Origin of the sequence: Neptuniibacter sp. QD57_21 (assembly GCF_047778075.1) — a bacterium.
Taxonomy (GTDB): domain Bacteria; phylum Pseudomonadota; class Gammaproteobacteria; order Pseudomonadales; family Balneatricaceae; genus Neptuniibacter.
This window is the reverse complement of the sequence record NZ_CP180549.1, coordinates 773,628-788,350: the sequence shown is the minus strand read 5'-3', so window position 1 is coordinate 788,350 and position 14,723 is coordinate 773,628. Positions and strand designations below refer to the sequence as shown.

The window sequence follows — 14,723 nt, the reverse complement described above, 5'->3', positions numbered from 1 at the left end:
ATTAAATATAATTTATTTCAAAAACATAATTATCTTCAACTGAATATAAAATACAAAACCAGACTTACCAAAAAAATTAAACAGAAAGCCACTGACCATTTGGGATATAAGTGTACTAACTGCCGCTCCCACCGCACCATATTGTGGTATTAATATTAAATTAAGTATTAGGTTAACAATTACTCCAAGAAAGCTTCTTTTCAGGATAATATTATTTTTATTATCCGTAATTAGCATTTTAGTCGCCATAGAGCCCAAATACACAAATGGTACACACCAAATACTAATTGCTAGAACACTTGCGGAATCTTTATAATTATCTTGATAAAGTAGTTCAACAATCTCTTCAGACATGAGCATCGTTGTAATAGCCAATACAACTGCTCCCCATACTACAATCCTGCCAATATTAACTATCCATTGAAAATATGCTTCATTGCCAGAGTTCTCTAAAGACTCTAAAAACTTTGGGTAAAACACCGTAATAATTGTTATACCAACAAAAAACCATGCCTCACTCAGCCTTGTGGCCGCCGTGTATACAGCGACCTCATATGAACCAATCATATATCCGAGCATAATTTGATCCATCTTCATATACAGGAGAACTAAGGCACCACTAATAATCAATGGCTTTGCTTCATTTACGAGCCTAAGCCCACGCTCTTTGGATATTTTCAGATGATTAATCTTAATACGGACTCTCTTTATTAATATAAAGTAGACGATCCCAGTTACTATTAGCTCAATACTGTAAGCTGCTGCTAGCCACAAGATATTTTCAATTGATAAAAGAACGATCAATCTGAATAAAAAACCAACAACATGCCCAATTATTAGTCCTATCGCTGCAAAATCACTTCTGCCTTTTACATTAAAAAACCATTCAATTAAATTTATGGGGATAAATAGGTGATAAATCGAGATTATAAAAAGTAAAAGCCTGTCTTCAGCTGATACAAGCCATAACCCAATCACATTTACTAAAATAATACTTATCAAAGCACCTGAGGTTCTTAGAACCCATGCATGATAGAGAAAAGAAAACTGCTTAGTAGGCTGCTGAACTAGTTTTTTTACGAGTAAGGTATCTAAGCCTAGGTTGTTTAAAAAGATGAAAATTGACGCAATTGCTAATGCATACATCAATATCCCAAACTTATCTGCACCAAGTATGTTTGCCATCATTATTAAAATAGCTAGTTGAGAAACCATTTTTATAAACTTCTCTATTAACATAGCTATGGCACCGCATTTATAGTTTTTCACTATAATTTAATCCTTGCCAAACAAGTCACGCGTATATACCTTCTCAACCACATCCGCTATTTCTGGAACAACCCTATTTGCAACGATTACATCTACACTTTGTTTAAACTGATCTAAATCTTTAATTACCCTAGAACCAAAGAAGTCCTCTTCCCCTAACACTGGCTCATAAACAACAACTTCAACTCCTTTCGCTTTAATCCTCTTCATAATTCCTTGAATAGAAGAAGCCCTAAAATTATCAGAGCCAGCTTTCATGATTAGGCGATAAATACCCACCACCTTTGGCTGCCTATTCAATATTGAGAAAGCTATATGATCTTTTCTAGTTGTATTTGCATCTACAATTGCTTTTACAAGGTTATTGGGGACATCTTCGAAATTTCTGAGTAGTTGCTTAGTGTCTTTTGGTAAGCAATAGCCGCCGTAGCCAAATGAAGGATTGTTGTAGTGATCACCTATACGCGGATCTAAACCAACACCTTCAATAATTTGTTTGGTATCTAAACCATGGGTCTCTGCGTATGTATCCAGTTCGTTAAAGTAAGACACCCTCATAGCAAGGTAGGTATTGGAGAATAATTTTACTGCTTCGGCTTCAGTTGCCTCAGTTAAAAGAACAGGAATATCCTCTTTAATTGCACCTTGCTTAAGTAATCCAGCGAACTGTTTAGCACGCTCAGACTTTTCCCCTACGATAATACGAGATGGGTAAAGATTATCGTGAAGCGCTTTACCTTCTCGCAAGAATTCGGGTGAAAATATAATATTTGTACAGCAGAATTTTTGTTTAATCCGCTTGGTATAACCTACAGGCACAGTAGATTTAATTACCATCACAGCGGTCGGATTAATTACCATGACGTCTTTAATTACAGATTCAACTGAAGAAGTATTGAAGTAGTTGGTATCTGGATCGTAATCGGTGGGCGTAGCGATAATTACATACTGAGCATTTTCATATGCTGTACGCTTATCGGTGGTTGCTAAAAAATTAAGATCTTTATTCTGCAGAAAATCTTCAATCTCAGCATCCACAATTGGGGATACTTTGTCATTTAGAAGCTGAACCTTCTTATTGATAACATCAATTGCGACAACTTCATTATGCTGCGCAAGCAACATCGCATTTGATAGCCCTACGTAACCGGTCCCTGCTACAGCAATTTTCATTTCTAATTTTCCAGCTAAGTCTAATAAATATCTTTAGATAACAAACTCATTGGTGTCTTCAAAAGGATCTTCAAATCCAACAGCAACGACCAGTTATTGATATATGCAAGATCGTATTCCACTCGCTTTTCCATCTTATCAATGGTTTCTGTTTCACCACGATAACCGCTTATTTGAGCCAAGCCTGTAATACCGGGCTTAATTCGGTGCCGAGCCAAATAAGCATTAATTTTATCTGAGTAGTAGTCATTGTGAGCTACTGCATGCGGTCTTGGCCCTACCAACGACATACTTCCTTGCAATACATTTAGAAGTTGAGGGAGTTCGTCCAAAGAGGTTTTTCGAATCAGTTTGCCTATTTCAGTAATACGAGGATCTTCTTTGGTTGCTTGGGTAACTTCGCCGTTTTCCTCTACATGAAGTTTCATACTGCGGAACTTCCACACCTTTATAATCTTTCCATCCCAACCGTGCCTTTCCTGCTTAAAAAATACTGGGCCTGGAGAAGACTTTTTAACTTTATAGGCCACCCAAATCATAACTGGTGACAGTAAAACCAAGCCGATTGCAGCTAATGAACGATCCATTAGCTCTTTCATCACCATTGATATTCGAGAAGAGGTAAGTGGACTTTCATTAATTGATATAAGCGGTATACCCGCTACTTCTCGTACTGAGTGATTGATTAGATTAAGTGCAAATATATCTGGCGCCCAGATCACATCGACATTCATGTCTAGCAGGTCAATATTCAACCCATCAATTTGTTCCGACGCTTTCATAGGTAGAGCAATATAGATTCTTCGAATATCATGCTCTTTGATTAAGGATCGTATATTCTCTAGTCCGCCTAAAACTTTCACCCCTGAAACTCTTGCTGTTTCGTCTTTTTCTAAGCTTTTAACACAACCTATTACCTTATCTGGAAGCCAGCGGTTTTTATTCAAGCTTTCGACTAGATGCTGAGCGACTGAGCCAGTACCTATTACAAGGGTCGGCAGGTTACGCTCATAATTTTCTTTGTACTTTTTAGAACAATAGCTCACCAAGCAATAAGATGTATTTTGAGCAAATAGAATCGACATAGCCCAAAGCAACAGTATCTCTCGAGAAAATATTTCGGACGTTTTGGTTATAAAACCTATAAAGGATAGAAGCAGGAGCATCATTGCCCAGGCACCTGTCAGCCTTAGACAACCACGAAAATAATCCGAAGATTGACGATACACGCCGCGTGCGCTGTATATAAACCAGATACAAAAAGAGGCAAGGACCGCAAGCACTCTATACGCCGCGGGAAATTCTTCCATTTTAAAAGAAGCGAACAAGTACAGCAGTACGACAGCTACGATTATGTCAGCTGATAACTGGAAGAGAGCGACTAGAGACTCATGATTTTTAAGTAGGCGTTTACTACGACGATAACTAGCCGTAGCACCCGTACTCGGGGTACTAATATCCATTGTAATATCCTTTACAGTGCCAAACTATCCGTACTCCATAGGCACATGCGGCTATTCTAATTGTTCAGAATACATTCAGCAATCCACATTTATTGCAGTTGCACAACATCAATACCAAGGTATAAATCGGTAATTGGGTCGGTTTCCTTGATGTTTTTTTGAATTAAACATGCTCTTCGTTGGTTGTTTTCATAGCCCATATAGACATGAAGCTCTTATGCTTAATGTAATAGCTCTCTAATTAGCCATAACTAAACAAGAAGTTACTTAGAAACTAATGAAATTGGACGTTTTATAACTTTGTATAGTTGGAACCATAGTTGGTTAACTGTTACTATTGCCTAAAATTCAACCACTCATTCGACAAGGAGTGTTAGATGCGTCGCACAATCATTTCTTTGGCAGTTGGGATCATGCTGCCATTTTCTGCTGCATATGCTGATATCGCATCAGATGTTGAAGCTGGTCTTTCTCCAGCTGAGATCGTCGCAAATGCACAGGCTGAAGGCCTAACCGTTGACCAAATAATGCAACAAATTTCTGATGCAGATGCATCCTTGATGGACGCTATCGTTACTGCTGCTATCGATTCTGGCATGAATGCTGGCGCAGTTGTAAATGCTGCTACTGCGGCAGGTGCAGATAGAGTAGCGATGGAACAAGTTGCAATTCTTGCAGGTGCCGATCCTTCTGAGGTTGGTGAAGCAACAGCTGCAGGTGGGAATAACGCCCAAGGTCAAGGTCAAGGTCAAGGTCAAGGTCAAGGTCAAGGATTGGGCATTGCACCAGGCCAAACAGGAACTCCTGTATCCCCTCCTCCATTCGGGAGTAGCGGCGGTGGTGGCGGTGGTGGCAACCCAAGCCCAACCTAAGTCATTTCAAGAAGCGCCCATATAGGCGCTTTTTTATTGAATTAGCGACTAAGACTATAGGTCAGGTGCTTCACCCTACACAACCCTTTTAAAGAAGGTATCCTGCAAGCTATAAGCGGATATTTATCACTAAACCCACGACATTATCGCTCACGGGGTGAGCTCCTACCAAGATGACCTATGAGGTGCAAAAGGATGAGCTACTATCAAGATGACCTGTGAGAAGCAAATGAGTGAGCTCCAACTTCAAGAGTGGTATGATCATTCAATCAGTTAATAGTCGCATCTAGATGTATTTGTATGGACACAAGTTCTCATAGCCGCCTGTTCTATCTTTACCTGTTTATTCTTGTTTGGGCCCCGCTACCATTGGCTAGTAATCGTCTCTGGTCCATGTCGCTACTGATAGTATTGATTTTTACTTTATTTGGTCTGTTTTTATATAATTTATTAAGAGAACAAACACAGCTATCTCGTCCTTTAAAAAAATCATGGCCTGCCATAGCGTTACTAGCAATTGCTACGGGCTGGACCTCTATACAAGCTATACCGATCAACGGCCTATCAGTTTCACCTAACGATAGCCTCCATCACAGCCTATTTGGCTGGACGTTAGTTTGTTTTTTTATACTCTCCCTACAGCTTCTAAATTCCAGAAAACGACTACTTTACCTTGGTTACACGCTCGTTGGCTGTGGACTATTTCAAGCCGTCTATGGCAGCCTAATGACTTTAAGTGGATACGAATTTACGTTCTTTATACCTAAAGATAGTTATCAGGGCGTTTCCACAGGTACGTTTATTAACCGTAACAGTCAAGCTGGCTATCTGGTTATGTGCGTCTCCATTGGTATCGGCTTGATGATATCTACGCTAAACGATGAAGGCTCTCACAACTGGCGCGAACGAGGCCGCCGTTGGCTAGCAGCCCTATTATCTAAAAAAACAATCCTCAGAATATCCCTTCTTATAATCGTTGCCGGGCTAGTAATGACTCACTCCAGAATGGGTAATACCTCATTCTTTGCTAGTTTGATGATCATTGGAGTTATCGGTTTAATCCTTAGCCGCAAAGCAACACGCGGTATGATCGTTTTATTAACAAGCCTACTTATCTTAGACATATTTGTAGTTGGCACCTTCTTCGGTATAGATAAAGTTGCTGAGCGATTACAAACCACCAGCGTTGAAAAGGAGTCGCGCGATGAGGTGGCACTTACGACTCTTGAAATGGTTAGATTACAACCGCTAACAGGCACTGGTGCAGGTTCCTTTTATACCGCTTTTCCTGAACACAGATCTGAAGACGTAGGTCGCGGCTTTTATGTAAACACCCACAATGACTATTTAGAATTTTTATCTGAATTTGGCGTGATAGGAACCTTGCCTCTCGCGCTATTGATTTTAGCCAGTCTCGGCGCCGGGTTATATGCGCAATACAAGCGGAAAAATAAAGTACTTAGAGGTCTCGCCTTCGGCTCATCTATGTCGATATTAGCCATGCTGATTCATGCAACGGTGGACTTTAATTTACAGATGCCAGCTAATGCCCTGACATTTATTGTAGTCCTTGCTTTAGCTTGGATTGCGGTTTATCAAAAATCCGGTAGAAAGAAAAAGGAAGTTTATAGATAACTACCTCTCGTGCCCGCGGGTACCAGTACGAGGGTTAAAATACTTTTCAGGGACTAATCACCCTTCACTAACCTATCTACAGCAATACAGCTCAGGCTCTACAAAGAAATCTAAGGGAAAGAATGGATAACATAACAAAAGAACCTGCGCAGAAAGACTGGTTCGAAAATGGTCTAATGCAACGGCTACCTGCAGATATACAAGATAGTTTCACGCAAGAGCAGCTTAATGCATTGAAAGTAGCTTTTGGTGCCCGAAAATGGGGAAAACACCCTATAGATATTCGAGGTACTATTAACATCTGGACTTGGCGCTATTATTTTGTATTTCTATTGGGTCGGAACCGACGCAGCCTGAGCCGTCGGGAGCGTCAGATCAACTTAATGGTAAAAACAGCCCTGACGTTTACTTTTATTCTGTTCTCAACATTACTAGGACTATTAATTATATATCTAGTAAAGTCAGCCGCAGGAATTGACCTATTCCCGGGGTTTTCATTAGGTATTTGGGGATGGTTTAAAGAGACTTTCTTGCAATAACCTCTTTCGGGCGCATCTAATCAAGTTATTCGCTTTCAGAGCGCCCCCCCCTACAACGATAAATTCTGATATTTTTCACTCAAGACGTTAAGCGCGCCCGAAGGATAACTACATGCTTGACTCAGCAAGAGCTGGAAAAACCTTTCACTACCTTTACAAGTAAAGATTAGAGAATAAATGCGCCCTTTCAGGCGCGCTTAAAAACTCCCTTTTTGCATCCCCACATCCTTGTGAAATTATGCAGTTAAGATTTAAGGCTGATAATAACCTTTGTACCAATCTACAAACTTATTCATACCATCTTGGATTGATGTACTTGGCTTAAAACCAACCGTTTTCTCAAGATCGGATACGTCGGCATACGTCGCCGGTACATCCCCAGGCTGCATTGGCAGATACTCTTTAACAGCCTCTTTACCCGCTGCACTTTCAATGGCTTGTATGAACTCCATCAATTCGATGGGCTCATTATTGCCAATATTGAAGACACGGTAAGGCGCCTTACTTGATGAAGGATTATCCATCTGCCTTTCGTTATCACGACTCGGCACTACATCTTGAATTCGAATAACACCTTCGACAATATCATCAATATAAGTGAAATCACGGCGCATTTTACCGTGGTTAAACACTTTAATAGGGCGATCATTTAAGATGGCGTCTGTAAACAGAAATGGAGCCATATCAGGACGCCCCCAAGGGCCATATACGGTAAAGAAACGCAGGCCAGTGGTTGGGATATCGTATAAATGCGAATAGGAATGAGCCATTAACTCATTTGATTTTTTAGTCGCAGCATAAAGAGAAACTGGGTGGTCTACACCATCTACCGTTGAGAATGGCATTTTGGTGTTCATGCCATAAACAGATGAGGATGAGGCGTACACCAAGTGCTCTACATTGTTCTGACGACATCCTTCTAAGATAGTCATCATACCCACAAGATTGGAATCAACATAAGCAAAAGGATTTTCTAGCGAGTAGCGAACACCCGCCTGAGCTGCAAGATGAATGACACGGTCAAACTTTTCTTCTTTAAAAAGCTTTTCCATCCCCTCTCGATCAGCAAGATCTAGCTCTAGAAAACGAAAATCTTCGTAAGGTGCCAGCTCCTTGAGACGAGCGTGTTTAAGGCCTACATCATAGTAATCATTTAAATTATCTAAACCAACAACCTGATGCCCTGCTTCACACAAGCGAGCAACCGTATAAAAACCGATAAAACCCGCTGCCCCAGTTACCAAAAATTTCATATTTTATTCCAACAAAAGCTTTCTGCGTTTAATTAGCAAAAAGCGCGGCTGAACCGCGCTTAAGATTAGGCCTGAGCAATGCTTCTACCACGACCAATGCCGTAATATTCAAGGCCGTGTCGCTCCACTTGCTCTGGGTCATACATATTACGCCCATCGACAATAACCGGGTTAACAAGCGCTTCTTTTATTTGTGCAAAGTCAGGCACTCTAAACGCTTTCCACTCAGTACAGATAATCAATAAATCAGCCCCTTGAAGCGCAGCCTCTTTAGTACCGACAAGCTCAAGATCATCTCGAATACCATAAATTCGTTGAGTTTCTTCCATTGCTTCAGGGTCAAATGCACGAACTTTTGCGTTGTTCGCCCATAGATTTTCCATAAGCACTCGACTGGAAGCCTCACGCATATCATCGGTATTTGGTTTAAATGATAATCCCCAAAGCGCGATTGTTTTACCTGCCAAATTACCCTCAAAGTAGTTAAAAACACGATTGAAGAGCACTTCTTTCTGTTGATAATTTACTGCCTCTACAGACTTCAACAGCTTCGCGTCGTAATCAATACCATCTGCTGTGCGTACAAGCGCTTGAACGTCTTTAGGGAAACAAGAACCACCATAACCACAACCTGGATAGATAAAATGATAGCCAATACGCTCATCTGAGCCGATTCCTCGGCGAACGTTTTCAATATCCGCACCTAAACGTTCAGCAAGCTGTGACAACTCATTCATAAAACTGATTTTGGTTGCCAGCATGCAGTTAGCTGCATACTTAGTAAGCTCAGCACTGCGCACATCCATAAAAATCATACGATCATGATTACGATTAAATGGCGCATACAGCTCACGCATTTGAGTTTCTACATGCTGACTATCTGTACCTATAACGATACGATCTGGGCGCATGCAATCATTGACTGCAGCCCCTTCTTTTAGGAATTCAGGGTTTGATACCACGTGATAAGAAAAGTCCTTTCCACGTGCTTCCAAGACTGAAGCTATTTTCGCAGAAACCTTATCGGCGGTTCCGACAGGCACAGTGGATTTATCCACTATGATCTTTGGTGATTCCATATGCGACGCTATAGTCTCAGCTACAGCTAGAACATATTTTAGGTCAGCAGAACCATCTTCATCTGGCGGTGTACCCACCGCTATAAATTGCAGCTCAGCGTGAGCAATGCCTTCTGCAGCATCAGTTGTGAAGTGCAAGCGCCCTTCAGCAAAATTACTTTCTACAATGGGCGTTAAGCCTGGCTCGTATATCGGGATAATACCCTTTTTAAGGTTATATACCTTATCCTGATCTACATCTACACAAACAACATTATGTCCAACATCGGCTAGAATAGCTGCCTGAACAAGCCCAACATAGCCAATACCAAATACAGTAACGTTCATTTCAATTCCCTTCCGCTCTCAAAAGCACTGAGCAGCCTTTCCTTGATGATTAATATGAATTAGAAGATGTGGCGCATTATACCCATTAAAAATGAAAAAGTTATTTCTATGATTCAAACATAAAAAACGGCGACCTCCTGCACAGAGTCGCCGTTTGTTTTTTTCACTCTAAAAAGTCGCCTCCGAAGAGGCGCGAGCCAAGAGAGTGGAAAACTTGCTTATTAGAGAACTAGGCGGCGGATGTCGCTTAGCAAGCCGTTTAGGTAGGTTAGGAACTTACCTGCATCACCACCATTGATAGCGCGGTGATCGTAAGATAGACACAGAGGCAACATCTTACGTGGTTCGAACTCTTTGCCATTCCAGCGCGGTTCAATATCAGCTTTAGACACACCCAAAATCGCCACTTCTGGCGCATTAACGATTGGCGTAAAGCCAGTACCACCAATGCCACCGAGGCTAGAGATTGTGAAGCATGCACCCTGCATTTCATCAGGTTTAAGCTTACGGTCTTTAGCTTTACCAGCTAACTCGATCGCTTCCTTAGAAAGCTCGTAGATACTCTTCTTGTCTGCATCCTTAATTACAGGAACCATCAGACCGTTAGGCGTATCTACAGCCATGCCGATGTTTACATACTTTTTGTAAACAATGTGCTCGCCATCAGCGTGCAGAGAAGCATTGAACTTCGGATGCTCTTTCAATGCGATAGCAATGGCTTTTAGCATAAACGGCAGCGGTGTTAGCTTAACGCCAGACTTCGCTGCCTCATCCTTCATCTCTTTACGGAACGCTTCCAGATCAGTGATATCAGCCTTATCGAACTGAGTCACATGCGGAATGTTCAACCAGCAGCGGCTCATGTTGTCGCGTGTAACTTTAGCGATTTTGCTAAGTTTCTCGACTTCCACTTCACCAAACTTGCTGAAATCCACCTCAGGGATAGCCGGGATACCTGAACCACCCGTTACCGCACCGCCTTTTGGCGCTTCAGCGAGCTGTTTCAGAGCACCTTTAACATATGCCTGAACATCTTCTTTAACGATACGACCACGACGGCCTGTACCAGCTACAAGAGACAGATCAACACCGAATTCACGGGCAACGGCACGAACAGCAGGGCCAGCATGAACTGTTTTGTTTTTCTTCTCTAGCGCAGCAAGATCAACCTTACCCGCAGCAGGCGCAGGCTTAGCCGGAGCTGGAGCTGGAGCCGCAGGGGCAGATGCCGCAGGAGCTGGCGCAGCAGCAGGAGCCGCAGGTGCAGGCGCCGCACCACCAGAAACCTCAAGTTCTAGCAGCAGATCACCTTCGTTTACCGTATCGCCTTCGTTGATCTTCATGGAAACAACCGTACCTGCTTTAGGTGCTGGCACTTCCATAGATGCTTTATCTGTTTCTAGAACGATTAGGCTATCGCCTTCTTCAACGCTGTCGCCGTCTTTTACTAATACTTCAACAACGTCTACATCGCTCGCACCCGATAGATCAGGGATAAGCACGTTCTCTTTACCACCTGCAACAGGTGCTGGCGCAGGCGCAGCTTCCTGAGTTGGAGCTGGAGCAGATTCTTCGGCCAGAAGCTGGCCTCCTACAGGAGAAGCAGCAGAACCACCTACTTGCAGCTCCATCAGAAGATCACCTTCGTTAACTTGATCATCAACGTTGATCTTCATAGAAACCACAACACCATCTTTAGGTGCTGGCACTTCCATAGATGCTTTATCTGTTTCCAGTACGATCAGGCTATCGCCTTCAGATACTGTGTCACCGTCTTTTACTAGTACTTCAACAACATCTACATCAGTTGCACCAGACAGATCAGGGATCAGTACATTTTCAACGGCAGAAGCGGCTGCAGGCGCAGCAGCTGGAGCCGGTGCAGCTTCTGGTGCAGCAACCGGCGCAGGTGCCTCTTCTGCGGCAGGAGCTTCAGATGCAGCAGCACCTGTATCAAGCTCAAGCAGAAGATCACCTTCGTTTACTTGGTCATCAACATTGACCTTCATGGATACAACCACACCGCTATGAGTCGCTGGCACTTCCATGGATGCTTTATCTGTTTCCAGAACAATCAGGCTATCGCCTTCGCTGATGGTGTCGCCGTCATTTACCAGCACTTCAACAACATCAACATCTGTGGAACCTGATAGGTCTGGCACAGTAATTGTGATAATACTCACTTTGAATTCCTCCAGTTCTAAGCTGTTAAGAAGCTCATCGCAGACTTAAACAGTCCACGGTGCCGGTTTAGCCGGGTTGATGTTGAACTTCTGCATGGCTTTAGCGACAACTTCGCCTTCAACCTTGCCTTCTTCCTGGAGTGCTCTTAGCGCAGCCAGAACAACGTAGTAACGGTTAACTTCAAAGAATTCACGCAACTTAGTACGTGTATCAGAGCGGCCGTAGCCATCTGTACCTAGCACCTTAAAGTTACGAGGAATGTATTCGCGTAGCTGATCAGCATAAGAGCGCATGTAGTCAGTCGATGCGATAACTGGGCCTTCACCACGGCTTTCGATGCACTGAGTTACGTAAGCTTTCTTCTGCTCAGCTTCTGGGTTCAGCATGTTCTCACGAGCTACTGACATCGCATCACGTCGCAGTTCGTTGATCGATGTTGTGCTCCAGATATCAGACTCAACACCAAACTCTTCGCTTAGAATTTCAGCCGCAGCTTCAACTTCACGAAGGATCGTGCCACAGCCCATTAGCTGAACTTTCTTATCGGAACCCTTACCCTCTTTCAGCAAGTACATACCTTTGATGATGCCGTCTTCAGCACCTTGTGGCATTGCAGGGTGGTGGTAGTTTTCGTTCATTGTCGTGATGTAGTAGAAGCAGTTCTCCTGATCCTGATACATGCGACGTAGACCGTCCTGAACAATCACAGCTAGCTCGTAGCCATAGGTTGGATCGTAGGACTTACAGTTCGGAATCATCTGAGCCATCAGATGGCTGTGACCATCCTGGTGCTGCAGACCTTCACCGTTTAGCGTTGTACGACCAGAGGTAGCACCGATCAGGAAGCCACGAGCCTGCATATCACCTGCAGCCCACGCCAAATCCATCACACGCTGGAAACCGAACATAGAGTAGTAAATGTAAAACGGAACCATTGTGCAGTTGTTGTTTGCATAGGATGTAGCCGCAGCCATCCATGCAGACATCGCACCCGCTTCGTTGATACCTTCTTCTAGAATCTGACCTGTTTTAGATTCTTTGTAGAACATGATCTGGTCAGAATCGTGTGGTACATAGCGCTGACCTTCAGAAGTGTAGATACCCAACTGACGGAACATACCTTCCATACCGAACGTACGTGCTTCATCAGGTACGATTGGCACAACACGCTCACCCATGTTTTTGTTTTTAACCAGCGTGCTCATCACACGGTTAAGAACCATTTGAGTAGAGGCTGCGCGCTTACCACTGTCTTTCAACTGACCATCAAAATCAGACAATGGCGGCGTTTCTAGTTTTTCGAACTCTGTGCGACGCACTGGGTAGAAACCACCCAAGCTTTCACGACGCTCGAACATATACTTCATTTCTGGTGAATCAGGTGCTGGACGGTAGTAAGGCACTTCCTTCAACTGATCATCAGATAGTGGAATATTAAAGCGATCACGGAAATCTTTAAGATCGTCCATCGCTACTTTCTTCATCGAGTGCGTGTCGTTTTTCGCTTCGCCCGATTTACCCGTACCGTAACCTTTGACAGTCTGCGCAAGGATTACAGTTGGCTGACCTTTGTGATTTACCGCTTCGTTGTATGCTGCAAATACTTTGTATGGGTCATGACCACCACGGTTCAGATTCATGATGTCATCATCAGATAGATCTGAAACCATCTCTAGTAGTTCTGGGTACTTACCGAAGAAGTGCTCACGAGTGTACGCACCACCATTAGCCTTGTAGTTTTGCAACTCACCGTCACAAACTTCGTCAAAGCGTTTTTGAAGAAGACCTTTAGTGTCTTTTTCGAACAGGGCGTCCCAATGACGACCCCATAGACATTTGATAACGTTCCAACCAGCGCCGCGGAAGATACCTTCTAGCTCTTGAACAATCTTGCCGTTACCACGGACAGGACCATCAAGACGCTGTAGGTTACAGTTAACTACGAAGATCAGGTTTTCAAGCTGCTCACGACCCGCAAGAGAGATAGCACCTAGAGATTCTGGCTCATCACACTCACCGTCACCTAGGAAAGCCCATACCTTACGATCACCACGATTAATCAATTCACGCGCAGAAAGATAACGCATAACGTGTGCTTGGTAGATCGCCTGAATTGGACCAAGACCCATAGATACGGTTGGGAACTGCCAGAAGTCAGGCATCAACCAAGGGTGTGGATAAGATGAAAGACCGTTGCCATCAACTTCACGGCGGTAGTTATCCATCTGCTCTTCAGTTAAACGACCCTCTAGGTATGCACGAGAGTAGATACCTGGAGAGATATGGCCTTGGAAGAAGACCATATCAGATTCCTGACCGCCTTCATTACCACGGAAGAAGTAGTTAAAACCGATATCGTATAGCGTTGCAGAAGAGGAGAAAGATGAAATGTGGCCACCTAGGCCATCTTCGTTGTCGTTAGCACGCATAACCATTGCCATTGCGTTCCAACGAATGAAAGAACGAATACGGCGCTCCATAAACAGGTCGCCCGGCATACGTGATTCATCTTTAACAGAAATAGTATTGCGATAAGGTGTAGTCAGTGCCGTACCTGAGCTTACGCCCATATCATTGGCTTTTTCACCTAACTTACGCAGTATGTATTTGGCACGATCGTCGCCATCATTCTTTGCAACTGATTCCAGCGCATCCAACCACTCTTGGGTTTCAATTGGATCAACGTCATCAATAATGTCTTGCACTTTGACCTCTCCACTCTAAAAAGTTAACGCAGCATGTATTTTTTGTAATCTGATCTTTGTTAACCAAACCAACTTGTTACATTAAAAGTAGCAGCTGAATGACTAAACAGACCTTATAATATTAGCTTTGTAGTAATACTACATTTAAATTAGTACTTATGTCTACATTTATACTCAAAACGTATCAAAAAACTAAAATGGCCACTTATTTGTGTAGTTTATGT

Annotated in this window: 10 protein-coding genes; 3 read left to right on the top strand and 7 right to left on the bottom strand. The window is 43.0% G+C overall.

Annotation, left to right across the window (positions count from 1 at the left end; translation table 11 throughout):
• Positions 1-12: 12 nt before the first annotated feature.
• Genes ACMXYS_RS03380 through ACMXYS_RS03370 form a run of 3 tightly spaced genes read right to left on the bottom strand, consistent with a single transcriptional unit; the run spans position 13 to position 3,905 of the window.
• Entirely contained in the window at positions 13-1,269 is a 1,257-nt protein-coding gene (locus ACMXYS_RS03380; protein ID WP_415897573.1) for a flippase, read from the bottom strand.
• A gap of 6 nt (positions 1,270-1,275) precedes the next feature.
• Positions 1,276-2,442: a nucleotide sugar dehydrogenase gene (locus tag ACMXYS_RS03375; RefSeq protein ID WP_415897572.1), complete on the bottom strand. Its 1,167-nt coding sequence runs from the start codon at positions 2,440-2,442 to the stop codon at positions 1,276-1,278.
• A gap of 20 nt (positions 2,443-2,462) precedes the next feature.
• Positions 2,463-3,905, bottom strand: a complete 1,443-nt coding sequence (locus ACMXYS_RS03370; RefSeq protein WP_415897571.1) for an undecaprenyl-phosphate glucose phosphotransferase — start codon at positions 3,903-3,905, stop codon at positions 2,463-2,465.
• Between the two features lie 377 nt (positions 3,906-4,282).
• Here ACMXYS_RS03370 and ACMXYS_RS03365 point away from each other — a divergent pair, with 377 nt between their 5' ends.
• The 3 genes from ACMXYS_RS03365 (at position 4,283) to ACMXYS_RS03355 (ending at position 6,951) form a co-directional block, all read left to right on the top strand.
• Complete coding sequence (locus ACMXYS_RS03365; RefSeq protein WP_415897570.1) at positions 4,283-4,777, top strand: hypothetical protein; 495 nt, start codon at positions 4,283-4,285, stop codon at positions 4,775-4,777.
• A gap of 300 nt (positions 4,778-5,077) precedes the next feature.
• The gene (locus tag ACMXYS_RS03360; protein ID WP_415897569.1) at positions 5,078-6,412 is read left to right on the top strand and encodes an O-antigen ligase family protein; all 1,335 of its coding nucleotides are present in this window, start codon (positions 5,078-5,080) and stop codon (positions 6,410-6,412) included.
• 122 nt (positions 6,413-6,534) lie between these two features.
• Positions 6,535-6,951: a 3-phosphoshikimate 1-carboxyvinyltransferase gene (locus ACMXYS_RS03355; protein WP_415897568.1), complete on the top strand. Its 417-nt coding sequence runs from the start codon at positions 6,535-6,537 to the stop codon at positions 6,949-6,951.
• Positions 6,952-7,202: 251 nt separating this feature from the next.
• Here ACMXYS_RS03355 and ACMXYS_RS03350 read toward each other — a convergent pair whose 3' ends face one another.
• The 4 genes from ACMXYS_RS03350 to aceE form a co-directional block, all read right to left on the bottom strand.
• Complete coding sequence (locus ACMXYS_RS03350; protein WP_415897567.1) at positions 7,203-8,204, bottom strand: NAD-dependent epimerase; 1,002 nt, start codon at positions 8,202-8,204, stop codon at positions 7,203-7,205.
• A 65-nt stretch (positions 8,205-8,269) separates the two neighbouring features.
• Positions 8,270-9,610, bottom strand: a complete 1,341-nt coding sequence (locus ACMXYS_RS03345; RefSeq protein ID WP_415897566.1) for a UDP-glucose dehydrogenase family protein — start codon at positions 9,608-9,610, stop codon at positions 8,270-8,272.
• 221 nt (positions 9,611-9,831) lie between these two features.
• Complete coding sequence (gene aceF / locus ACMXYS_RS03340) at positions 9,832-11,793, bottom strand: dihydrolipoyllysine-residue acetyltransferase (RefSeq protein ID WP_415897565.1); 1,962 nt, start codon at positions 11,791-11,793, stop codon at positions 9,832-9,834.
• A 45-nt stretch (positions 11,794-11,838) separates the two neighbouring features.
• On the bottom strand, positions 11,839-14,499 hold the full coding sequence (gene aceE, locus ACMXYS_RS03335) for a pyruvate dehydrogenase (acetyl-transferring), homodimeric type (protein ID WP_415883586.1): 2,661 nt from the start codon (positions 14,497-14,499) through the stop codon (positions 11,839-11,841).
• Between the last annotated feature and the right edge of the window lie 224 nt (positions 14,500-14,723).

Coding starts and splice junctions, on each gene's coding strand:
- ACMXYS_RS03350 (WP_415897567.1), bottom strand. CDS start 8,204: ATGAAATTTTTGGTAACTGGGGCAGCGGGTTTTATCGGTTTTTATACG.
- ACMXYS_RS03365 (WP_415897570.1), top strand. CDS start 4,283: ATGCGTCGCACAATCATTTCTTTGGCAGTTGGGATCATGCTGCCATTT.
- ACMXYS_RS03355 (WP_415897568.1), top strand. CDS start 6,535: ATGGATAACATAACAAAAGAACCTGCGCAGAAAGACTGGTTCGAAAAT.
- ACMXYS_RS03345 (WP_415897566.1), bottom strand. CDS start 9,610: ATGAACGTTACTGTATTTGGTATTGGCTATGTTGGGCTTGTTCAGGCA.
- ACMXYS_RS03370 (WP_415897571.1), bottom strand. CDS start 3,905: ATGGATATTAGTACCCCGAGTACGGGTGCTACGGCTAGTTATCGTCGT.
- ACMXYS_RS03375 (WP_415897572.1), bottom strand. CDS start 2,442: ATGAAAATTGCTGTAGCAGGGACCGGTTACGTAGGGCTATCAAATGCG.
- ACMXYS_RS03360 (WP_415897569.1), top strand. CDS start 5,078: ATGGACACAAGTTCTCATAGCCGCCTGTTCTATCTTTACCTGTTTATT.